Raw genomic sequence first — 21,891 nt, forward strand, 5'->3', positions numbered from 1 at the left:
GTCAACATTCCTTTTGCCCGCTTACAGCTTTCCAGTTAAAAACTGCGCCTCGCCGAGGCCGAAACTCCAATCGGCATCTCCATTTTCTGTGATGGACACCATGACATCTTCAGGTGAAATGCCGCATTCCGCTTCAAGCTTTTCAGCAAGTAAAGCGTACAATTTCTCTTTTTGGCTTTCTGTTCTTGTTTTACTGGTGATGCTGATCACAACCAGATCCTTTGATCTATTCAATCCCAAGCCTGTATCTTGGATAATAAGCTCATTCGCCGGATGCTGATGGACAATTTGATAGCGGTCTTTCTCCGGAACGCTAAACGCTTCTACCATCGCATCGTGTGCGGTATCTAATAATTTTTTTAATGCTTGTTCATCACGGCCTTCTATTAGATCGAAACGTAATAATGGCATTTGTTTATCCCCTTTTTGATCATTTTAAATTTCGTTAGCAAAATAACAAGAAATGATGTCTGTTAACTTGATAAAAACATAACACATAACCAAAATATATTCAACAATTGATAATCTTTTCATCTGCTTTATCAGTATCGAAGATATAAGGTCTGTATTATTAAAAATTAGTTGACACCTGTTCTTTAGGAGATGAGTATGTACATAATAGTTCATCAAAACATGACAATAATATGATCAGAAAACGCTTTTTTTGTCTTCCAGTCAAATGAAATCGAATGCGGTTAAGGCGGAAATTACGAAGACCGCCTCCTTCTTTATCAACACTCTACTTATTTCTAAAAAAAAAGGGACAAGCTTTCTCAACACGAATATGATGAAAATAATAAAAACAAATAAAGGGATAAACCCAACCAAGCTAAAACTTGTAAGCATAATAAGCTCCTTTCTTCATATATCCATTTAGTCCCTGCTCCAGTTTACGTTATCCACATTTTAAAAATATAATATAGATGTAAATGATATATTAAAAACAGATTTGCATACAAAAAAATCACCATCCAAGATTACGGATGGCGATTTTCTATTATTCAAGGTTGGCATGATTTCCATACATGTTATGAGTATTCAGCCCTTTCATTTCCATGATTCGCAATATGATAGCGTCATAATACAATAAAAGAGTCTGTTCAAAAAGCGAGCCCATCGGTTGTATCGTCTGTTTATTGCCTGTCGTTTGATCTTTTGGGGAGCCGGGCAGTTGCAGTATCAGGTCAGATATTTCAGCTATCGGCGAATCTGGAGAGATCGTAACTGTTGCTACAGTGCCTCCGATATCTTTTGCCTTTTCCGCCATATGAAGCAAACTTTCTGTTTTCCCAGATCCCGTGCCCACGATAAGCAAGTCTTTTTCGGTAAATACCGGTGTTACGGTTTCCCCTGTTACAAACGCATTGATCCCCATGTGCATTAATCGCATAGCAAATGATTTCCCCATTAAACCGGAGCGGCCTGCACCGGAAACAAACACTTTTTCAGAAGACAAGATAGTGGATATTAAGTCTTCTATACCTTCCGCTTGATTTTGAGACGTTGCATGATCAAGCTCTGCGATGATCGCTTTTACATAATCATAAGTCTTCATGTTTATTGGATCATCTGCTTCATTTTTGCGGCTGCCGCAGCTTTATCGTCTTGATTTGCAATACCGCCCCCGACAATAACCAAATCAGGTTTTAATTTAACGACTTCGGGCAGTGTGTCTAATTTAATTCCGCCTGCAATAGCCGTTTTAGCGTTTTTCACAACATTTTTAATCGTCATTAAGTCTTCAAATGAATTTTGGCCAATGGCTTGAAGGTCATAACCGGTATGGACACAAATATAATCGACACCAAGCTCATCCAATTCCTTAGCACGCGATTTGATGTCTTTAATCCCAATCATATCCACCAGGATTTTGTTCCCTTGCGCTTTCGCCTCTTCTACAGCGCCTTTAATAGACATATCTTCAGCAGCCCCTAAAATGGTGATGATGTCGGCTCCTGCTTCTGATGCTTTCATCACTTCATACCCCGCCGCATCCATAATTTTAAGGTCTGCCAGCACTTTCAAATTCGGGAAAGCGGCTTTCATCTCTTTCACTGCACGGAGTCCTTCATTTATCACAACCGGCGTACCGATTTCTACAATATCAATGTATTCTTCTACTTCTTTTACTACTTCGATGGCTTCCGGTATATTGACTAAATCTAATGCTAACTGTAATTCCACTTACAATCACTCCTGTTTGAATTAAGAATTCCGCGGATTATTCTTTTCATATTTTGTTACATCAAGAGTATAACAAGGGGAAAATTCCATTAATAGTACGCACTTTTTTTTTACATACTATACTTTTCCTCATATGGTATAGAAAAAGATACTGTCTCCAAAACAGTATCTTAAAGTCAATCATTCTATTCATCATCTTTTGAAAAGTTCGTTTCTATATAATTTTTACCCCATTCATACATCGCCTCTAATATAGGCATTAAACTTTCTCCTTGTTTTGTTAGGGAATATTCAACTTTTGGGGGAACAACCGGATATACTTCCCTATGTACAATATGATCCTCTTCTAATTCACGCAGCTGATTCACCAGCATTCTTTGCGTAATGCCGGGCATCAAAGCTTTTAATTCTCCGAACCTTTTCGTACCTTCTTTTCCTAAAAACCACAAAATCAGCATTTTCCACTTTCCGCCGATAATGTTGAGCGTCAGCTCCTTCTCACAATTAAATGTTTTATTTTCCATTCGTGACATATGAATTCTCTCCTTATGAAATGACTAAACAATGAACATCTATCACATCATTGTAAAAGAACTTTGTTTAACTAATCAATCATCGCGTTTTTGCAAATTCCATTATTCACCATATCATCATACGGATTTGCCCATCATGACATTGTCAATCTTCTTATCCATTCGGGTGAAGGAAACATGACAAGTGTCATGTTCGAAGCATGATGTGTGCTACTACAAAGACATCTCTCTGTACCGTAAACTTAACTTAAGACCCATTTATGAGAGGATAACTTTACTATGACTGAACAAACCACCACACATAAACAAAAACAGTTAACAAAACAGGTTGCTGCATTTGCCCAGCCTGATACCAAAAACAGTCTGATTCAGCTCTTCAATACGTTTATTCCTTTCTTCGGACTGTGGTTTCTTGCCTATCTCAGCCTCGATGTCTCCTACCTCCTTACATTAGGAATAACGGTGATTGCCGCAGGGTTTTTGACGAGAATTTTCATTATTTTTCACGACTGCTGCCATCTATCCTTTTTCAAACAAAAGCGCCATAACCATATTCTCGGCTTTTTGACAGGCGTTCTGACTTTATTTCCTTATCTTCAATGGCAGCACAGCCATTCGATTCATCATGCGACAAGCAGCAACCTGGATAAACGCGGAACAGGCGATATCTGGCTGCTGACGGTAAACGAATATAAAGCCGCACCTCTACGCACAAAAATCGCATACAGACTTTACAGAAATCCGTTTATCATGTTTATTCTCGGACCGATTTATGTCTTTCTGATCACAAACCGCTTTAACAAAAAAGGTGCAAGACGAAAGGAACGTGTGAACACATATCTTACCAACCTTGCAATCGCGGCATTGGCTGCTGTCTGCTGCCTGATCTTTGGCTGGCAATCGTTCTTGCTCGTACAGGGTCCGATCTTTCTGATCTCAGGTTCAATCGGCGTTTGGCTGTTTTATGTTCAGCATACATTTGAAGATTCTTATTTTGAAGCGGATGAAAACTGGAGCTACGTTCAGGCGGCTGTGGAAGGAAGTTCATTTTATAAGCTCCCGAAACTGCTTCAATGGCTTACAGGCAATATCGGGTACCACCACGTTCACCATCTGAGCCCAAAGGTGCCTAACTATAAACTTGAAATCGCACATGAGCAGCACGAACCACTAAAAAACGTCCCGACCATCACTTTAAAAACAAGCCTGCAATCACTCGCGTTCCGGCTTTGGGATGAAGAAAAAAAGCAGTTTGTAACCTTTCGGGACATGAAACAAACATCTTCCCCTCTTCCGCAGAATTCAACGGAAAAACAGAAACTGCGAAAGAACGCCTGACGATGAGGAGGTCTTCTTATATCAACAAGAAGGCTTCCTTATTTATTGTCGGATGATGCAATCCGGCTCAGGCAATGGTAAAGTTACTCTAAAGATGAAAAGCTGAAAACGAGGTTATATCATGTTCAAAAAGCATTTTGCATTTCAAAAACTTAACGGGATCTCGCCGTATATATGGACGATATTTTTCATCCTGCCCTTCTACTTTATCATGCAATCATCATCTACCCTTGTCATCGTCGTCGGCATCATTTTGACACTTTTATTTTTTGCGGTATACAGATTTGCGTTTGTTTCAAAAGGCTGGGACATTTATTTGTGGGCGTTTATATTAATCGGCATTTCAACCGCCTCGATTATGCTGTTCAGCTATATTTATTTTGCTTTTTTTATCGCGTATTTTATAGGGAACATAAAAAAACGAGCCCCTTTTCACATTTTATATTATGTTCATTTAATAAGCGCAGCCGTCGCTGCCAACTTCAGCCTCGTGTTAAAAAAGGAATTTTTCCTGACACAAATTCCTTTTGTGGTCATCACCCTCATCAGCGCGATTTTATTGCCGTTCAGTATTAGAAACCGCAAGGAGCGCGAACGCCTCGAAGAAAAACTCGAGTATGCTAATGAACGGATCGCCAATTTGGTAAAATTAGAAGAGCGGCAGCGGATTGCCCGCGACCTTCACGATACACTTGGACAAAAGCTGTCTCTGATCGGTTTAAAAAGCGACTTGGCGAGAAAATTAATTTACAAAGATCCCGATCAAGCCGCGCGTGAACTGAAAAGCGTTCAGCAAACTGCGAGAACTTCTTTAAATGAAGTCAGAAAAATTGTATCCTCCATGAAAGGCATCCGGCTCAAGGATGAAATGATCAACATCAAACAAATTCTTGAAGCAGCCGACATTGCGTTCATCTATGAAGAAGAAAAATTGCCGGAAAATATCTCATTGCTTAATGAAAACATATTGAGCATGTGCTTAAAGGAAGCTGTCACTAATGTCGTCAAGCACAGTCAGGCTAAAACCTGCCGCATTGACATCCAGCAGCTCTGGAAGGAAGTTGTCATTACAGTGACTGACGATGGAACGTTTCAAGGTGAAGAGAAGTACTTTTCAAAAGGACACGGCTTGCTTGGCATGAGAGAACGGCTTGAATTTGCAAACGGAAGCCTTCACATTGATACAAAAAACGGCACCAAGCTTACCATGTCAATTCCTAATAACTCAAAATAAACAAAAAAGGATGGCTTGCATGATTAGTATATTTATTGCGGAAGATCAACAGATGCTCTTGGGCGCTTTAGGATCACTACTGAATTTAGAAGATGATATGGAAGTCGTCGGCAAAGGCACAACCGGACAGGATGCCGTTGATTTCACAAAAAAACATCGGCCTGATGTATGCATTATGGACATTGAAATGCCGGGAAAGACGGGACTTGAAGCTGCTGAGGAACTAAAGGATACAGGCTGCAACATTATTATCTTAACCACTTTTGCCCGCCCCGGTTACTTTCAGCGGGCCATTAAAGCAGGTGTTAAAGGCTATTTGTTAAAGGACAGCCCAAGCGAAGAGCTTGCGAGCGCCATCCGCAGCGTCATGAAAGGAAAGCGGATCTATGCGCCTGAATTGATGGAAGACATGTACAGTGAGGCCAATCCCCTCACAGATAGAGAAAAAGAAGTGCTCGAACTTGTGGCTGACGGAAAAAACACAAAAGAAATCGCCCAAGAACTCAGCATCAAAAGCGGAACCGTGCGAAATTATATCTCAATGATTCTTGAAAAGCTTGAGGTCAAAAATCGGATCGAAGCCATTACCCGTTCAAAGGAAAAAGGCTGGTTTAAATAAAAAGAGAATCTTGGCATATCTCCAAGATCCCCTCGACGAATCAGCCGCTCCCACGGCGGAAACGTTCCTTTTCTACACGAACATCTTCTTCACAAGCTCGCGGTTGCGCTCTTTGAAAACCTCATTATGTGACGACACCATCGCACTCTTGTGTGCTTCGGGATCGATAAAGCGCTTGGCGCTGTTGACCGCGTTTGCCGCATCCTGAAACGCTCCGGCGATCAAGTGCAGCTTGCCTTCATAATGCACAATATCCCCTGCCGCATACAGTCCGGGCACGGAAGACTGGCAGTTGGCGGTACCTTTAATATAATAGTCATCAACCCTGGTAATATGAAGCCGGCTGTTCTCCAGCAGTGAGGTGTCGCGTTCATAGCCGTGGTTGATAACCACTTCGTCGACAGGCAGCTCCATCACCTCACCGGTTTGAGCGTTCGTGAGCTCGACCCGTTCGATCACCTCATGATCTTCCGAAGCGATCAGCTTGGTAATCTGTGTATGGAAGAAGCAGCTCACCGAGCTGTTCAGCAGCTGATCCACCTGGGCCTCATGCCCGCTGAGCGCATCTTTGCGGTAAGCGAGGTAGACCTTTTTCGCTACAGGTTCGAGCTCGTTGGCCCAATCGACAGCCGAATTGCCGCCGCCTGATACTATGACCGTTTTATCTTTAAAATGCTGCAGCGATTTGACCGTATAATTCAGATTGGACACTTCAAAGCGCTCTGCTCCTTCAATCTGAAGCTTTTGCGGATTGAGGATGCCGCCGCCCACGGCAACGATGACCGTCTTGGACAGATGCACCCCTGAGGCAGCCGTATGTAACTCAAACAACCCTTCTTCATTGCGGGCAATCGATTTAACTTTCTCATTCAGCAGCACTTCAGGATGAAATGTTAGCCCCTGCTGCACGATCTGTTCTATCAGCCTGGCTCCGGAAATCGGCGTTAGCCCCCCGACATCCCAGATCATTTTTTCAGGATATACGTGAACCTTTCCGCCCAGCATCGGCTGATATTCGATAATCTTCGTTTTCATTCCCCGCAGTCCGCTGTAAAAGGCGGAATATAAACCGGCCGGACCTCCGCCGATCACGGTCACATCAAACACTTCATTTCTGCTCATCGCTCTTCACTCCCGGTATATGTCATGAGTTTACACCCTCAATCGTAAATGATTATCATTATCATCAAGTGTACTTTGATTGCTTCGTTTTTACAATCCATTTTAATAAAAAGTTCATTCTTCGCCACTTCATTTTCGCCTCTCCCTCTTTGCGCTCGTTCTTCACGGGATGCCGCCGCTTCCCCATTCCGCAGCATGTAAGCAGTTCCTATATCTTACATTGACAAGGGCATGCTTCCTGCATAGAATGAAAATGATTATCAACTTCATTTAGGAGGAAACAAAGCATGATAAGCGGAAGGATTAGTTCGAAAATTAAAATTACTTTTGTATTAATGCTCGCCTTTTCTATTTTATTGGCCGGATGTACAACCTCAGGAAATTCAACAGAGAAAACGCATGAAAACATGGTCACAATGGCTTGGCCTAGAGATATTGGCGAGATGAATCCGCATGTGTATAATCCTTCCCAATTATTTGCCCAGTCGATGGTATATGAACCTTTGGTTACCTATGAAGCGGGAGGAAAGCTTAAACCGCATTTAGCCGAATCTTGGGATATATCAAATGACGGTAAAGTATATACGTTTCATTTGCGTAAGAATGTAAAATTTTCAGATGGGACAACGTTTAATGCAAAAATTGTGAAGAAGAATTTTGATTCCATTTTAAAACATACTGAATTACACAGCTGGTTAGGGTTTCTTTCAAAAATAGCCCAAACAGAAGTGATTGATGATCATACATTTAAATTGACATTAACTGAACCATATTACCCGACCATTCAGGAACTAGCCGTAGTACGGCCGGTCCGGTTTTTGGGAGAAGCCGGCTTCCCTAAGGACGGCGATACATCAAAGGGTGTCGCAAAACCGGTAGGTACGGGCCCGTGGGTATTGGAAGAGCATAAAGCTGATGAATATGCGGTTTTTAAACGCAATGAACATTATTGGGGTGAAAAGCCAAAAGTCGAGAAAATCAAGGTGAAAGTCATCCCGGACGCCGAAACAAGGGTGCTTGCATTTGAAAAAGGTGAGCTTGACCTCATTTACGGCGAAGGCGTTATCAGTTTGGATGCATTCAAGCAGCTGCAAGCGACAGGCCAATATGAAACAAGCCTTTCTGAACCTGTGGCGACGAGACAGCTTGTCATGAATACGAAAAAAGAACAGCTCTCTGATGAGCGCGTGCGTCAAGCCCTCCACTATGGTTTTGACAAAGAAGCCTTGGTGAAAGGCATCACCTCCGGGTTAGAAGAAAAAGCAGATCATATTTTGCCGACAGACTTCCCATACACGTCTGATATTGATGTAAAGCAAATCAACTATGATCCAGAGAAAGCAAAAGCGCTATTAGATGCGGCAGGCTGGAAGCTTCCGAATGGCAAGACGGTGCGCGAGAAAGACGGAAAGCCTCTTGAATTTAGTTTAATGTATGATTCAGCGGAATCCATTCAAAAAACAATGGCCGAAACGCTGCAGGCAGAATGGGCGGCGATCGGGGTAAAGCTGAATCTTGAAGGTGTAGAATTGGCAACCCAAGTCAAACGGTTTAAAGCGAATGAGTTTGATATGAACTTCTTTAGCAACTATGGTGCGCCTTATGACCCGCACACATTTTTAAACATTGTCTCCTCCAAAGGATTCGGATTTAATGAAGCGATTTCAGCCTATCCAAACAAGGACGAGCTGATCAAGCAGATGGCAAAGGTACCTCAAACGACTGATGAAAAAGAGCGGCAGGAGCTTTACTCATCTATTTTAAAATCCCTTCAAGACCAGGGAGCCATCGTTCCTGTTTCTTATATTAAAAAGACGGCGATATATCAAAAGAATATCAGCAACTTTACGTTCCCTGCCAATCGTGACGAACATCCATTTACAGGGATTCGCATCAAGCAGCAACACTAGGAGGCTTTTATGGGCAACTATATATTGAAACGAATCATGTCTATTATTCCAGTGTTTCTTTTAGCTGCACTTCTCACAACTGGAATGATTCATCTCTCACCGGTTGACCCAGCTGAAGCATACTTAGCCGCAGCACATATCCAGCCAACCGATGAAATTTTAGCGCAAAAAAGACATGAGTTTGGCTTGGATCAGCCATTCTTTATTCAATATGTAAACTCTGTATTGAAGATATGCCAACTTGATTTTGGCATATCTTATGTTTCGAATCAGCCGGTTTGGGATGAAGTTGCACACCGAATGCCGGCGACGATCGAGCTCGCGCTTGGGAGTTTAATGATTGCGGTGCTTGTCAGTGTGCCGCTAGGCTTCTTAGCGGGAATTAAAAGAAACGGTGCAGTTGATCATATCAGCCGCTTCATTTCCTTTTTCGGAGCATCCATCCCGACTTTTTGGTTAGGGTATATGCTGGTTTTTTTCTTTTCTGTTCAGTTAGACCTTTTGCCGGTAGAGGGAATCGGGACATGGCAGCATCTTGTACTGCCGTCGATGACTTTGGCGCTTCCTTTAATCGCGATGTATACAAGGCTGCTCCGTGCAAGTGTCATCGAAAACCTGCAAGAACCCTATGTGCAATTTGCTCGCATAAGAGGAATGACGAGGATGAACATTATGGCCAAACATGTATTGCGAATGGCCATTTCTCCGATGATTACGGGGCTGGGAATGAACCTTGGCAAGCTGCTCACCGGCACAATCATTGTTGAAGTCGTTTTTTCTTGGCCGGGCTTTGGCCGTTATTTTATTGAGGCCATTTTCAATCGGGACATCCCTGTCATTCAATGCTATGTGTTCTTAGCCGCCGCCTTTTTTATATTGAGCAACTTAATTGTTGACCTTATTCAAATGTATATTGACCCGCGCATTTCAAGGAAAGAAGGACAGCATCGATGATAAGTATACGCAAGATTTTCAAAGGCCCAAAAGTGATCGCAATTTGCACCATCATATTAACCGTCCTTTTTATCATCGCTGTATTCGCCCCTTGGATTGCGCCGCATCACCCTGCTGATGTCCATTTGGTCTATAAGCTGCAGCCTCCATCCTGGACGTTTCCTTTAGGAACTGATCATCTGGGAAGATGCAACTTATCCCGCCTTTTGTACGGCGCCCGGATTTCTCTTGGATTCGCGATGCTCATTTTCATTTCCTCACTCGTTATCGGCCTCATAATCGGGACGATCTCAGGGTATAAAGGCGGCTGGATTGATCAGCTGTTAATGAGATGCTGCGATGGTGTGATGGCCTTTCCGAACTTAATTTTAGTTCTTGGCCTCGTGGGCATATTCGGTCCTGGACTTCCTCAAGTCATTGTGGCCCTCATGCTTGTGCAATGGGTCTATTATGCAAGAATTTTTAGAGGAATGGTGCTTAGCCTGAAAGAGGAGAATTTTATTGCGGCGGCAAAAATCAATGGATCTTCACAATGGAAAATTATTAAACAGCATATTATCCCTAATGTCCTCCCTCCCCTCGTCGTCATCGGCACGTTGGAAATGGGCTGGGCCATTATGGATATCTCCGCCATGTCTTTTCTCGGATTAGGCGTTCAGCCCCCGGCAGCTGAGTGGGGAGCGATGATTCATGAAGGTAAATCGTATATTCGGACGAACCCCGAGTTAATGATTTATCCAGGGCTGATGATCATGGTTGTCGTTGTGACGTTCAATTTATTGGGCGAAGCCTTATCAGATCAATACGGCGTCAAACGTCGATGATAAAAAGGAATGAGGAAGTTGGGAACAGAACAATCAACTGTACTTCAAGTCAGAGATTTGCATGTGCAGGTTCACAATCAAAAAGGAAATTCAACTATCGTTCAAGGGATTAATTTTGAACTGAAGCGCGGACAGGTTCTTGGTTTAATTGGTGAGAGCGGTTGCGGAAAAACGGTAACGAGCATGTCTATTCTTCAGACGCTTGATCCAAACACAACCAAGGTGGAAGGAAGTATTGCATTGCGGGGCCGGGAATTGAACGGATTAGCAGAACAGGACATGCGTAAAATCCGCGGCAAAGATATAGCCTATATCATGCAGAATCCGATGAACGCTTTTACACCCGTTTTTACGATCGGCCAGCAAATGATCGAATCGATTCGCTCTCATACATCTTTTAGCAAAAAACAGGCGAAAGAGCTCGCGACCGAAGCATTGCATCATGTAAACCTCCCCCACCCCGCTAAACTTTTGCATTCCTACCCTTTTCAATTAAGCGGCGGAATGCTTCAACGGGTCATGATTGCAATTGCAGCATGCCTGGAGCCGGCCGTTCTTATTGCGGATGAACCCACAACTGCGCTCGACGTGTTTAATCAGAAGACGGTGCTGAAATATTTAGACGGCTTGCGATCTGAATTCGGCACGGCGATTTTGCTTATATCTCATGATCTGGGCGTCATTGCTGAAATGGCCGATGAAGTCGCTGTGATGCAGAATGGGAGAATTGTAGAAAATGGAGATGTGTTTCAGCTGTTTGATGAACCAAAACATGACTATACAAAGAAGCTGTTAAGTGCACGGTTGACTTTGCCAATGGATCAACTTGCCACTTGAGTCAGTATGAAGAAGACCTGCATTTGATATGGGGTGAACAAGTGAGTTTATTACAAGTGAAAGACGTCACTCATCATTATACGGCGCGCAAATTGTTCAAATGGAAAGCTCCATCGAAACAAGTCCTTTCCAATGTCAGCTTTTCAATTGAAGAAGGCGCATGTCTGGGCATGCTTGGACCAAGCGGAGCCGGGAAAAGCACATTGGGAAAAGTGATGCTCGGTTTGGAACGGCCGCAATCAGGCCAAATCTTTTTTCAAGGTCATGATCTATATAAAGCCGAGCAATCCATCCGGCGGAAAATCCGCCGCGACCTTCAAGCTGTTTTTCAAGACTCATATTCTTCCGTCAACCCGCGAATGACGGCGGAACAAATCATAGCAGAACCGCTGGAAAACTATGAAAGGCTCACAATCGCCGAGCAAAAACGGACCATTATCGAGCTGTTGGAAAGAGTAGGCTTAACTGAAGAGGATTTAACAAAATATCCGCATCAATTCAGCGGCGGCCAATTGCAGCGAATTAATATTGCAAGAGCAGTCTCGCTCAAGCCGAAGCTGATCGTATTGGACGAGTCTGTCAGCAGCCTGGACATGGTAACCCAAACGCTTATATTGGATTTATTAAAAGAGCTCAAAAACGATTTTGGAATGTCGTATTTCTTTATAACGCATGATTTAAAAGCCGCCTATCAATTAAGTGATACACTAGGTGTTTTAGATCACGGCCAATTGACCGGGCTTTACGAGAAAGATCGGTTTTTAAAGTCAGACCACCCGGTTGTAAAAGAAATGAAGCGTTCCATACTGGCAGAGCACCCGCGATTTCGTTCAATCGGAACAAGGGCGGTTCAGCAATAAACTTGCCGGGAACATTTCAAACCTTTTCTCTGAAATGAGCTTCTTTAATTCACGTTTGTGAAAAATAAATGAGGGCTTCCAATCATGAAGCCCTCATTTATTTTTGAAAATCTATCATTTGGCGTAATGCCCCTTTTAGAGGCTGCGGTTCCTTATTGACCAGGCATGCATTTTCACCTAATGTCAATAGTAGGCTTAAGATATACATCCGATAACCCTAAAAAAAGTTCACATACCAACAAATGAGGTGAAAAATGGTGAATAATCGATTCCGTGTGGGAGAAGTAGCACGGCTTTTCAAGCTGCCCGCATCGACTCTGCGTTACTATGATGAAATCGGACTGTTCAAGCCAAAGTATACTGACCCTGAAACATCCTATCGATATTATGGTGTTGAACAATTTCAGGTTCTGGATACCATTATTTTTTTAAGGAAAAATGGATTTTCGTTAAAAGACATTCAGCATCAGTTAGATAAAAGGACTCCGGAAACGACGATGGATATTTTGAAGAAGAAGCTTGAGGAAGTGAGGATGGAAATTTGCCGGCTCCAACGCAGTGCGGCGAGGATCGAAAACAAAATTTCCACAATCGAAGAAGGAATAAAACTTGCCGGTCATCCTGCTTTAACATTTCAGTATTTCCCAAAACGGCCTGTTTCCTATCTGTATTTTGACAAACCTGTTGATCTGATAGAGGAAGGCGACGACATCTATTTAAAGGATAGAGAAACGCTTTCGAGCCAGTCGATCGAGAATAACGGCTTCTTCACCGGAGACATCGGAACGATCGTGGATATGGAAAGCTTGAAGCAAGAAGGACCTGTAAAATACATCGGCTTATTTGAATTGCTGCACGGCGAAAACAGCAATGAATATTTAAACGAAGGTTTGTATGCAAGCTATCCTCATATTGGCCCCTACGAGGACATGAGAAAAAGTTATCAGCTTGTTTTACGTCAGCTGAAAGAGGAAGGATATAAACTTGAAGGAATCCCCGTTGAGATTTCCGTTCTTGATGAGGCTGTCATCAAGGAGTCCGATCATTTTGTCACTTTAATCCAAATTCCGGTGACAAAGTTTTGATTGACCTTCAAGTAACTTGAAGGTTTAGAATACTCCTGTAGCTCATTATAGGAGGAATACATGATGACAGAAACACATCAGCAGCTAATGAAATTACCAGTTAATCAAGTGTTTTTTAAATATTTCATCCCTGCAACGCTTGGATTACTCTTGATGTCAGCGAATATTTTAATTGATGGCCTATTCGTTGGAAATGGGATTGGAACCGCAGCACTGGCTGGAGTGAACCTTTCCTATCCGGTCATTTCTTTGATTATGGCCATCGCTCTGTGGATTGGGATAGGCGGAGCAACGAAGTACTCTATCAGCATCGGGGAGAATCGTCCGCAAAAGGCAAGCAGCGTTTTTTCTCTGGCTCTCTTCTCTACACTAATCATCAGTGCGCTTTTAGGGGTGTTCGGGCTTTTTAATATTCAAGCCATTTCCCTATGGCTTGGCGCTAACTCCGACACCTCTTCTTACGTCATAGAGTACTTAAACGTCATGTTTTTATTCGGCTGGGTCATCGCATTAGAACAGGTCTTAAGTATTTTTGTAAGGAATGACGGCAGTCCAAAGCTTTCGATGATAGCTCTTGCAACAACATCGATTGTGAATATCATTCTGAATTTTTATACAATCATGATTTTGAACATGGGGGTAACAGGTGCTGCGATTTCAACGGTGCTTGGCGGATTCGCCGGACTGCTTGTATTATCCCTGCATTTCTTTAACCGGCAAGCGCAACTGAGAAAGCTGGCGTTTCAGTGGTCCCGGAAATCCCTTCTGCACATCTTTGCCATCGGGTTTCCAAGTTTTCTGGCGGAGGCCGGGCTCCTCATATTTGTAACAGGGTATAACCTGGCGATGTCCGGACTGGCAGGCACGGGAGGGGTCGCTGCCTTCTCGGTCATCAACTACCTTCACGGGTTTATGTTCCTGTCCTTCTTCGGCATTGAAATGGCGCTTCAGCCAATGATCAGTTATTATCATGGTGCTGAAGAAAGCGAACGAATCAAAAGCAGCATGAAGATTGGGGAGAAGACCGCTGTTATCCTGGGAATTCTTTTGCTCGTTATCGGTTGGGTGGCTGCACCGTTCCTTGTAGGTTTATTCGGAATAGAATCAACCGAAATCCAGGAGCTGGCCATCGATGGAATCCGCCTATTTTTTATCGGGTATATCTTCCTTGGCTATAACTTTGTCTATATGAGTTACTTTCAATCCATTGGCCGGGCCGGTTCATCGGCTTTGATCATCATATTGCGAAGCTTCGTGTCCCTTCTCATCCTGCTTTGGATTTTGCCTAAGTTTATTGGCGTCACGGGAGTTTGGCTATCCTTGCCGCTTTCCGAGTTTTTTGTCGCCGCCCTCCTCTTTTTCATGACGAGAAAACATGTGATGAAAACAGGAAATCCCGTGTTTGGCAAGGGATGATTTTACAGCCGGGAGTTTCCTCCCGGCTTGTTTCCTATATCTAAGGACTGCATACATCAATTGAAGATTCAAACAATAATACTTGTCCCTCCTATTTGAAGGTAATGATAGAATACAGCGCCTGCCTGTCACAGTCTTCGTACGCTGACACGTTCGGCGTAATCGGCAAGTTAAATGTCGTCCTTTGCTAGTTACAGTCCGACAATGGATAGGTAAAGTTATAACTGTCCCGCCAATAAGGCAGGATGGAATGACGACCAAGTGAGCGAAGGTGCAGAAAGTTAAAGGAGTGCTCATACGTATGATGTCTCATAATCGAATTAAATTCCCGGCAGGGTTTTGGGCGGGATTGCGTCACTTAGGAATTAACGCCTCTGACGTGCTCCGAAAAGCCCAGCTGCCGCTCACCATGATGACTGAACCAGTTGTCACCGCCGCCCAATACCTCGCGATCTGGCAGGCGTATTCCGATCTCGTTGATGATGTTTCCAAAGGAATCATCAAGCTTGCGACCGGCTTTGAGCCGGCACATTACCCTCCAGCCGTATTAGCGGCTTACCATGCTCGTGACTACCGCGACGCGCTAAAGCGAATGGCCCGCTATAAACAATTGTGCCCTCCCGAAAGCTTGCGTATCACCGAGGAAAGTGAGCACTGCACAATCGAACTGGAATGGTTGGATGATAAGCAACCCGGTCCGCCGCTCTTGATTGGCATTACACTGGCATTTCTTCTGGAACTCGGGCGCCGGGGTACAGGTCAGCCGTTGACAGCGAAGTCGGTCGAGTTTGCACACCCAATGGGCGACATGCAGGCGCTTGAAGCATACTTCGGCTGCCGTATCCGGAGCGGTGCAGATCGGAATCGGCTGACGCTGCATCGAGGAGATCTGGACCGCCCCTTTGTCTCGTATAATGCAGAGTTGCTGGAGATTCTGACTCCTGTGCTGGATCAATCGTTGAATGATCAGCAAAATAGCCTTTCAATCACTGAAGTGGTCAAGTGGATCATGAAACGCACGCTCACAGGAGGGCACCCAGACATTCAGACTGTCGCGGGCGAATTGGGAATGAGCGGCCGCACCTTGCAGCGCCGGCTTACTGATGAAGGCACTAGCTTCAAACAGCTGTTGATCCAAGTCAGACATAAGCAGGCGCGGGAGTACTTGGCAGACCCTTCGCTCGATATTAAAGAAGTGGCCTTTCTGATCGGATATGAAGATCAGAACTCGTTCTACCGGGCCTTCCGCCTCTGGGAAGGCGAGACACCTTCTAATTGGCGTAAGCAAACCCGGCTGAATGGACTTAACTAGAATAGGAGAAATGTTTGATGGATATGGGATTAAAAAACAAAACAGCTTTAGTTACAGGATCGACGAAAGGGATAGGAAAAGCCATCGCTATTGAACTTGCCAAAGAAGGTGTTCATGTCCTCATTAACGGACGAAATGAGGAAGAGGCAGAACGAACAGTCAATGAAATAAAATCAGCTTTTCCTGCCACCTCTCCCCAAAACGCCGCGGCTGACATCGTGGATATTAGGCAAAGGGAAGCTTTATTTAAAAAATACCCTCAAATCGATATTTTAATAAACAATATGGGCATTTATGAAATCATGGAATATGAGGACGTTGACGATGAAATATGGGAAAAATACTTCCGCACCAACGTTCTGGCTGCAAACGGTTTAACTAAATTTTATTTGCCGAAAATGCTGAAAAATGATTTTGGCCGCATCATCTTGATTGCGAGTGAAGAAGCGATGATGCCTTCTGGGCAGATGCCTCAGTATTGTATGACAAAATCAATGCTATTATCATTGTCAAAAAGCTTATCTAAATTAACAATCGGAACAGAAGTGACGGTCAATACGATCATGCCGGGGCCGACGCTCTCTGAGAATGTGAAGCAAATCATTGAGGGAATGTACCCTGATGAAGGAATGACTTTTTCAGAAAAAGAGAAGAAATTCATGACCACAAACCTGCCTCAATCCGAAATACAGCGATTTATCAAACCTATTGAAATCGGCAGACTGGCGGCATTTGTATGCAGTCCTTATGCATCCGCATTTAAAGGGTCTCCGATCCGTATGGACGGGGGAATGGTGCCGACTATTTTTTAAGATCTCCTGTTCAAGATAGACTTCGTCAAAACGAAAAACAAGCTGGCGGCAGTAAGCGCCAGCTTGCAGCTTATGATGAAGATCAGCTTCTCCCCTTTTGATCAAGTTTCAACTGAATACTGTTGGACTTATAGATGATCTTCACTTTATACTTGCTTGGCAATCCTCTGGTTTCGACGGAAGAAAATGAGCCATGACGCTTGCGGAAGGTTATGACCGCCGATCCATCAGCCGGAACGTAATTGTCTGTAAAATTGAGACGTAATGTCCCCTTTAATCTTGCTTTTCCTTTAATTTTCAACTGATCTTTTTTTCCGCTGAGATGAAGTTCAAGTATTCCTTCAGCAGATTGTTTGTAGTCTCCCCCGATCATCAGTTTTCCCGGCACATCTTCCCTAAGGGTGCCCCTTCCCAATGAAACATCACCTCTCCCGAAAGCTGTCTCCGAACCGCCCTCAAGCGTCCCTTGATCAATCCGTGTACCGCCGGAATATGTATTTTTCCCTTCCAGCTTCAAAGTGCCTGTCCCCTTTTTGGTCAGCTTTCCAGCGCCGGAGATGTCGTTGCGCCAGCGATCCGTTGCATGGAAGCCGCCTTTGGCAGCATCCATCTTCACGGTAACATCTTTGGTAAAAGCACCATACCCATCTGCGGCGGAAAAGAGATTAAGCCTTCCCCATCCTTCCGCATCATCAAGAACAGGATAGCCGGCCGGAAGACCGGTAGTGGCTAACATCAAACGGCGCTGCTTTTTATCAAGGTAAGGAAAACGCGTTTCCAGCAGGACTTCGGCTCCCTTTGGAACTGCCATTGGTTTAGCGGTTGTCTTCATTTGACGAAATCCATATGTCAATCGTTCCGTATATTGTTTTTTATTCGTTTCATAATCGCTGTATCTGTCTTCGCCTGTACCGGTTTGCGTTAATAGTTTACGATGAGCTTCATCATAAGCCGTTTTCTTCAATTTTTCATTGTCGGGATCAGACAGAATCGCAGCTGACAATGCTGTAGCCATGACCCTCCCCCCCATAACGTCCAGCGGGGAATGCATACCGGCAACAATCCGGTTATGACCGAGTTCAGAAGCGCGAGTCAGCAGCTCCTGATAACGCTCTGGTATCGCATAGGCCATGGCAAAAGCGCTGAGATATGCGGCGTTCGTATGTCCGCTTGGAAAACCTCCGTCTTTGCTCGGATCAGGATTGATGACGGGAATAAGCGTTGGAACAATGATCGAATTGTCTTTCCAGCGAAACGGACGGGGATAATTAAAATAGCCTTTAGCCGGATTCGATGAAGAATAGTTGCCGCGTAAAGTATTGACCAAGCTCACGACATGTCCAAGTTCCGAACTGGTGCTGCCTGAATTGGTTCCTTCATCATGATATTTTTTTATCGAGGCATCTGCCGGGATGCTGATGATCGTTGTCGTCGCTCCCGCGTTCATTCGATAGACGTCAGCAAGCTTCCCGAGGCCGTCAATAACACTGTAGCTCTGGCCCCTCCGATCATCAAAATATGCAGCATTTTCCTCAAACATCGTGCGGTGTTCAGTAATATCCACGACTTTTTGGATGTTGGCATCCAACACTCTTCTGTTCAGTTTAGTACCGGTATTCCACGTCTTTCCGGGGATCCAAAGTTTATTAAATTCGGAAAGCACCCCGATGACTGGATTGGATTCCACCGTCATATTAGCAGAGATATTATTTTTGTAATGATCTACGAAAAATCCGGAAGACTGCGGCGAAGCTGCAGTTGTTGGTTTAGTTGCCGCGCTCGCATCGCCTACAACCAGAGAACTTAGAAGAAGTGCCAAAGAACAGACAGCTATCAGTAAATGCTTCCTCATCCTTAATCGTTTCATTCTCACATCATATCCCCCTTGCTCTTAATCTCCCAACCATCAAGTTCTATATGATCGTATCGTAAATTTGTTAAATCAAATGGCTTGATTTTATTAATGTTTTGTTTAAATTTTGGGATTTTGCAGATTGATGCATTATGAGTGAGGAGGGTAACAAGGGGTGAGAAAGGCCGGATTTAAAATTCAGGCCTTTCTCTGCTAGTTTAACAGCTGTTTATACATTTTCATCCAGTGCATAGGAGGCTAAATCGGCCTGTTTAGTCTATTTATTTTCCTTCTCTAAAAACGCCATAACCGCTTTTGTCAGATTCTGTGCTTCTGCCGGCGCATCCGGTGAGCCGAACATCTTATTTAAATCACTGTGAGATAAGCTGTTGACCCGATACACAAAATCCGTTGCTTTCGCTTTGTTTACGGTTTCCGCGAATTTGTAGACGGCGGGGTCTTCCCAGCGGGTCACAAGATAGGCAGGCGGTAATTTTGAGTTGTTGATGTAGGAGAGCGGCGAAGCTTCTGTCCATACCTTTTCGTCGGAACCGAACACTTTTTGATAAGACGGGATCGCTTCGATGAATCGTTTCATATCCAAGGGTCCATCTAAAACCACAATCGAATTGAGCGAGGCCGGCGTGAGGCCGACACGATTTAAATATGCCGGATTTGCGGCAATTAAGGCGGCCAAGTGCCCTCCTGCCGAATGTCCCATAACATTGATTTTTGACGGATCGATTTGATATTCATCAGCATGATCCATCACCCATTTAACAGCCTTAGCCGCATCATCAGCCATCTCTTCATATTGAACATCGGGATGAAGCCGATAGTTGACAGATACGAAAACATAGCCGTTTTCCGTGAAAAATGCCGGCTTCGAAGCAGCCCTGCTTTTGTCGCCGCTTGTCCACCCTCCACCGTGAAGATAGATGAGAACAGGATGTTTTTCACCCTCGTTTGTTTGCGGTGTATAAATATCCAATGTTTGTCTGTCGTCTTTTGCGTAATGAACATTTTCAGCATTCTTGTTGGAAGTACAGGCGATCAAGCCAATACACAGAATGGCCACCCCTGTCCATTTGATGAATCCTCTCAAGTTTAAAAACACCTTTCTTCTTTAGCCAGTATATTTTAAAACGTCTCACGGAACATTCCGGGAATGCTCATCTGTTAATCAGTTTTAAGGCGGCGGAACATTAGCATATGTTTCTAATTATAAACAGAAACAAGAAACTTACAAATTTTAAAATCAATGAGAGAATTAAAGGTTTTTACTGTCGAGGGCTGTAAACCTGCGAGGAAAATATGAGAGGCTGCATTCGCAAAAGCGGCCTGAAAAAGTATTAGACAATTAAGCCGGCAAGAAAAGTACTCCCCGTCATATCGGGGAGTACGATTTTTATGAGTCCTGTGATAGATGGTCGTCTGCTTTTTCTTCGAGCCGAAATGACAGCAAACATATCACGGCTGACTGTAAATCCAACCATTTAAAAACATAATGGCAGTTCATCTAAAGCTCTCATCAGAAAATTGCCTTTCCATTTGATCTGCTCCCTTTCGCCTTTGATCTCTATATGTTCAAAGCGGCGCAGCAATGTTTGAATTGCGATTTTGGCTTCCAGCCGGGCAAGCGGTGCGCCGAGGCAAAAATGGCTGCCATGGCCAAAGGCAAGGTGGCGGTTATCCTTTCTTTCAATATCAAAGCGGTCGGCATTCGGGAAAACCGTGTCATCGCGGTTGGCTGACGCTAATGAAACGATGATCACATCTTTTCGCTTAATCTCCTGCCCGTGCAATGTAAATGGTTCGGCCGCCCAGCGCAGGGTGGTTAATTCCACTGGACTGTAAAATCTGAGCGCCTCTTCAATGGCTGAGTCGATTAAATCAGGATTTTGACGAAGCTTTTCCAGCTGATCAGGGTGGTTCAGCAAGGCAAAGGTCATATTGGTTATTAAGTTTACCGTCGTTTCATGTCCTGCAACGATAAGGAGCATAATCGTCGAATACAGCTCTTCTATGCTTAATCTCGTTCCTTCGCTTTCTGCCTGAATGAGCGAACTGACTAAATCTTCAGCCGGCTCCTCCCTTTTTTTGCGGACCAAATATTCCAGGTATTCAGCGAATTCGCCTATTTTATGCTTGTATTCCTCCAGGCTTTCAGGAGTGTCGGAAAAATCAATAATCGCCTGGGACCAAACCCTGAATTTTTGCCGATCTTCAACTGGAATACCAAGCATCTCACTGATCACGATAATCGGCAGGGGAAAAGCGTAGTCGTCTACAAGATTCATAGAATGGTTCGGTTCTACTTCATCCAATAAGGAATCAGCGATTTGTTGGATTCTTCCTTCGAGCTGCAATATCATCCGGGGAGTAAATGCTTTCTGAACAAGGGACCGCAAACGGCCGTGGTCGGGAGGATCTAAGTTGAGCATATGCTTTGATAAAGGTTCTTCATTTCCCAGAGCGGAGAAGTTTTCTAATTCTTCTTCTGTAAACACATTTTCGTAGTTTTTCTTCATTCTTGCATCCTTTAATATACGGACCGCGTCATCGTACCTCGTAATGAGCCAGCCTTCGCCCAGATCCCCCATCGATACGGGATAGACAGGACGGGAAGCGCGTAATCGCTTGTAAAATTCGTACGCTTCATCTTTAAATGCCGCAGAAGACAATTCTCTCTCAGTTAATATGGCGAAGCTCTCCTCTTGTTTTGAAGACATACATCCTACCTCCATCTCTATTTTTGTAAATAACAGCCTGCACCGGAATGATAAACCGCGATAGTGCGTTAGGCTATTCACATCCACTCATTCACAAATATTATAATTCCAGGAAAACCCGCATTCAATCGGCAATCAAGCTGGAGATGTTCATTAATAAACACCTTCCGCATTCATTGTTTAGAAATGAGACGGGGAATGCAAAAAGAGGCATGAAAACAAGTTGAGACCGGCGCTATGCCGATCTCGCTATAAGTAAATTTAAAA

20 protein-coding genes are annotated in these 21,891 nt (G+C 43.9%); 12 read left to right on the forward strand and 8 right to left on the reverse strand.

Going from position 1 to position 21,891, the window contains the following annotated elements; all coding sequences use genetic code 11:
- Positions 1 to 21: 21 nt before the first annotated feature.
- The 4 genes from M1D59_RS14605 to M1D59_RS14620 all read right to left on the reverse strand — a co-directional run bounded on the left by M1D59_RS14605 (position 22) and on the right by M1D59_RS14620 (position 2,717).
- Positions 22 to 411, reverse strand: a complete 390-nt coding sequence (locus M1D59_RS14605) for a tautomerase family protein (protein WP_411202591.1) — start codon at positions 409 to 411, stop codon at positions 22 to 24.
- Positions 412 to 997: 586 nt separating this feature from the next.
- A complete protein-coding gene (gene hxlB, locus M1D59_RS14610; protein ID WP_023855326.1) occupies positions 998 to 1,555 on the reverse strand; it encodes a 6-phospho-3-hexuloisomerase in 558 nt (185 codons plus the stop codon).
- A 2-nt stretch (positions 1,556 to 1,557) separates the two neighbouring features.
- Positions 1,558 to 2,184 carry a 3-hexulose-6-phosphate synthase gene (gene hxlA / locus M1D59_RS14615; RefSeq protein WP_003183787.1) on the reverse strand — a complete coding sequence of 209 codons (627 nt, stop codon included), beginning with the start codon at positions 2,182 to 2,184 and terminating at the stop codon, positions 1,558 to 1,560.
- Between the two features lie 185 nt (positions 2,185 to 2,369).
- The gene (locus M1D59_RS14620; RefSeq protein WP_003183789.1) at positions 2,370 to 2,717 is read right to left on the reverse strand and encodes a winged helix-turn-helix transcriptional regulator; all 348 of its coding nucleotides are present in this window, start codon (positions 2,715 to 2,717) and stop codon (positions 2,370 to 2,372) included.
- A 279-nt stretch (positions 2,718 to 2,996) separates the two neighbouring features.
- On the opposite strand from M1D59_RS14620, the gene desA reads away from it, so the two are divergent.
- The 3 genes from desA (at position 2,997) to desR (ending at position 5,908) form a co-directional block, all read left to right on the forward strand.
- Positions 2,997 to 4,055 (forward strand): Delta(5) desaturase DesA, encoded by a 1,059-nt coding sequence (desA, locus tag M1D59_RS14625; RefSeq protein ID WP_216904345.1) that lies wholly within the window; start codon positions 2,997 to 2,999, stop codon positions 4,053 to 4,055.
- 121 nt (positions 4,056 to 4,176) lie between these two features.
- A complete protein-coding gene (locus M1D59_RS14630) occupies positions 4,177 to 5,289 on the forward strand; it encodes a sensor histidine kinase (protein ID WP_103749530.1) in 1,113 nt (370 codons plus the stop codon).
- Between the two features lie 19 nt (positions 5,290 to 5,308).
- On the forward strand, positions 5,309 to 5,908 hold the full coding sequence (desR, locus tag M1D59_RS14635; RefSeq protein ID WP_043926574.1) for a two-component system response regulator DesR: 600 nt from the start codon (positions 5,309 to 5,311) through the stop codon (positions 5,906 to 5,908).
- Positions 5,909 to 5,980: 72 nt separating this feature from the next.
- On the opposite strand, the gene M1D59_RS14640 is transcribed toward desR, so the two are convergent.
- Entirely contained in the window at positions 5,981 to 7,030 is a 1,050-nt protein-coding gene (locus M1D59_RS14640) for an NAD(P)/FAD-dependent oxidoreductase (protein ID WP_231005919.1), read from the reverse strand.
- A gap of 287 nt (positions 7,031 to 7,317) precedes the next feature.
- On the opposite strand from M1D59_RS14640, the gene nikA reads away from it, so the two are divergent.
- From nikA to M1D59_RS14685, 9 genes are all read left to right on the forward strand, one after another.
- On the forward strand, positions 7,318 to 8,940 hold the full coding sequence (gene nikA, locus M1D59_RS14645; RefSeq protein ID WP_020452335.1) for a nickel ABC transporter substrate-binding protein: 1,623 nt from the start codon (positions 7,318 to 7,320) through the stop codon (positions 8,938 to 8,940).
- A 9-nt stretch (positions 8,941 to 8,949) separates the two neighbouring features.
- Positions 8,950 to 9,894 carry a nickel ABC transporter permease subunit NikB gene (gene nikB, locus M1D59_RS14650; RefSeq protein WP_035338411.1) on the forward strand — a complete coding sequence of 315 codons (945 nt, stop codon included), beginning with the start codon at positions 8,950 to 8,952 and terminating at the stop codon, positions 9,892 to 9,894.
- Complete coding sequence (gene nikC, locus M1D59_RS14655) at positions 9,891 to 10,718, forward strand: nickel ABC transporter permease subunit NikC (RefSeq protein WP_023855330.1); 828 nt, start codon at positions 9,891 to 9,893, stop codon at positions 10,716 to 10,718. Before nikB ends, nikC begins: the two co-directional genes overlap by 4 nt.
- 18 nt (positions 10,719 to 10,736) lie before the next feature.
- Positions 10,737 to 11,555, forward strand: coding sequence for a nickel import ATP-binding protein NikD (gene nikD / locus M1D59_RS14660; RefSeq protein ID WP_245117877.1), 819 nt, complete (start codon positions 10,737 to 10,739; stop codon positions 11,553 to 11,555).
- A gap of 41 nt (positions 11,556 to 11,596) precedes the next feature.
- The gene (gene nikE, locus M1D59_RS14665; RefSeq protein WP_035339356.1) at positions 11,597 to 12,415 is read left to right on the forward strand and encodes a nickel import ATP-binding protein NikE; all 819 of its coding nucleotides are present in this window, start codon (positions 11,597 to 11,599) and stop codon (positions 12,413 to 12,415) included.
- 254 nt (positions 12,416 to 12,669) lie between these two features.
- Positions 12,670 to 13,500 (forward strand): MerR family transcriptional regulator, encoded by an 831-nt coding sequence (locus M1D59_RS14670; RefSeq protein WP_023855332.1) that lies wholly within the window; start codon positions 12,670 to 12,672, stop codon positions 13,498 to 13,500.
- Between the two features lie 60 nt (positions 13,501 to 13,560).
- The gene (locus tag M1D59_RS14675; RefSeq protein WP_458117493.1) at positions 13,561 to 14,916 is read left to right on the forward strand and encodes an MATE family efflux transporter; all 1,356 of its coding nucleotides are present in this window, start codon (positions 13,561 to 13,563) and stop codon (positions 14,914 to 14,916) included.
- A gap of 304 nt (positions 14,917 to 15,220) precedes the next feature.
- The gene (locus M1D59_RS14680) at positions 15,221 to 16,228 is read left to right on the forward strand and encodes an AraC family transcriptional regulator ligand-binding domain-containing protein (RefSeq protein ID WP_458118051.1); all 1,008 of its coding nucleotides are present in this window, start codon (positions 15,221 to 15,223) and stop codon (positions 16,226 to 16,228) included.
- Positions 16,229 to 16,245: 17 nt separating this feature from the next.
- Positions 16,246 to 17,040 carry an SDR family NAD(P)-dependent oxidoreductase gene (locus tag M1D59_RS14685; protein WP_458117494.1) on the forward strand — a complete coding sequence of 265 codons (795 nt, stop codon included), beginning with the start codon at positions 16,246 to 16,248 and terminating at the stop codon, positions 17,038 to 17,040.
- A gap of 82 nt (positions 17,041 to 17,122) precedes the next feature.
- Here M1D59_RS14685 and M1D59_RS14690 read toward each other — a convergent pair whose 3' ends face one another.
- The 3 genes from M1D59_RS14690 to M1D59_RS14700 form a co-directional block, all read right to left on the reverse strand.
- Positions 17,123 to 18,907 (reverse strand): phosphatase PAP2 family protein, encoded by a 1,785-nt coding sequence (locus M1D59_RS14690; protein ID WP_224067378.1) that lies wholly within the window; start codon positions 18,905 to 18,907, stop codon positions 17,123 to 17,125.
- 262 nt (positions 18,908 to 19,169) lie between these two features.
- Positions 19,170 to 19,997 carry an alpha/beta hydrolase gene (locus tag M1D59_RS14695; RefSeq protein WP_101561129.1) on the reverse strand — a complete coding sequence of 276 codons (828 nt, stop codon included), beginning with the start codon at positions 19,995 to 19,997 and terminating at the stop codon, positions 19,170 to 19,172.
- A 391-nt stretch (positions 19,998 to 20,388) separates the two neighbouring features.
- Positions 20,389 to 21,624 carry a cytochrome P450 family protein gene (locus M1D59_RS14700; RefSeq protein WP_458117495.1) on the reverse strand — a complete coding sequence of 412 codons (1,236 nt, stop codon included), beginning with the start codon at positions 21,622 to 21,624 and terminating at the stop codon, positions 20,389 to 20,391.
- Between the last annotated feature and the right edge of the window lie 267 nt (positions 21,625 to 21,891).

It is taken from the genome of Bacillus sp. PK6-026 (genome assembly GCF_054161455.1).

Bases quoted from the DNA above. Each gene is read 5' to 3' on its own strand.
- M1D59_RS14640 (WP_231005919.1), bottom strand. From the start codon at position 7,030: ATGAGCAGAAATGAAGTGTTTGATGTGACCGTGATCGGCGGAGGTCCG.
- M1D59_RS14680 (WP_458118051.1), top strand. From the start codon at position 15,221: ATGTCTCATAATCGAATTAAATTCCCGGCAGGGTTTTGGGCGGGATTG.
- desR (WP_043926574.1), top strand. From the start codon at position 5,309: ATGATTAGTATATTTATTGCGGAAGATCAACAGATGCTCTTGGGCGCT.
- M1D59_RS14620 (WP_003183789.1), bottom strand. From the start codon at position 2,717: ATGTCACGAATGGAAAATAAAACATTTAATTGTGAGAAGGAGCTGACG.
- nikB (WP_035338411.1), top strand. From the start codon at position 8,950: ATGGGCAACTATATATTGAAACGAATCATGTCTATTATTCCAGTGTTT.
- desA (WP_216904345.1), top strand. From the start codon at position 2,997: ATGACTGAACAAACCACCACACATAAACAAAAACAGTTAACAAAACAG.
- nikC (WP_023855330.1), top strand. From the start codon at position 9,891: ATGATAAGTATACGCAAGATTTTCAAAGGCCCAAAAGTGATCGCAATT.
- M1D59_RS14685 (WP_458117494.1), top strand. From the start codon at position 16,246: ATGGATATGGGATTAAAAAACAAAACAGCTTTAGTTACAGGATCGACG.
- M1D59_RS14605 (WP_411202591.1), bottom strand. From the start codon at position 411: ATGCCATTATTACGTTTCGATCTAATAGAAGGCCGTGATGAACAAGCA.
- M1D59_RS14630 (WP_103749530.1), top strand. From the start codon at position 4,177: ATGTTCAAAAAGCATTTTGCATTTCAAAAACTTAACGGGATCTCGCCG.
- M1D59_RS14670 (WP_023855332.1), top strand. From the start codon at position 12,670: ATGGTGAATAATCGATTCCGTGTGGGAGAAGTAGCACGGCTTTTCAAG.
- hxlB (WP_023855326.1), bottom strand. From the start codon at position 1,555: ATGAAGACTTATGATTATGTAAAAGCGATCATCGCAGAGCTTGATCAT.
- M1D59_RS14700 (WP_458117495.1), bottom strand. From the start codon at position 21,624: ATGTCTTCAAAACAAGAGGAGAGCTTCGCCATATTAACTGAGAGAGAA.
- M1D59_RS14690 (WP_224067378.1), bottom strand. From the start codon at position 18,907: ATGAAACGATTAAGGATGAGGAAGCATTTACTGATAGCTGTCTGTTCT.
- nikA (WP_020452335.1), top strand. From the start codon at position 7,318: ATGATAAGCGGAAGGATTAGTTCGAAAATTAAAATTACTTTTGTATTA.
- M1D59_RS14675 (WP_458117493.1), top strand. From the start codon at position 13,561: ATGATGACAGAAACACATCAGCAGCTAATGAAATTACCAGTTAATCAA.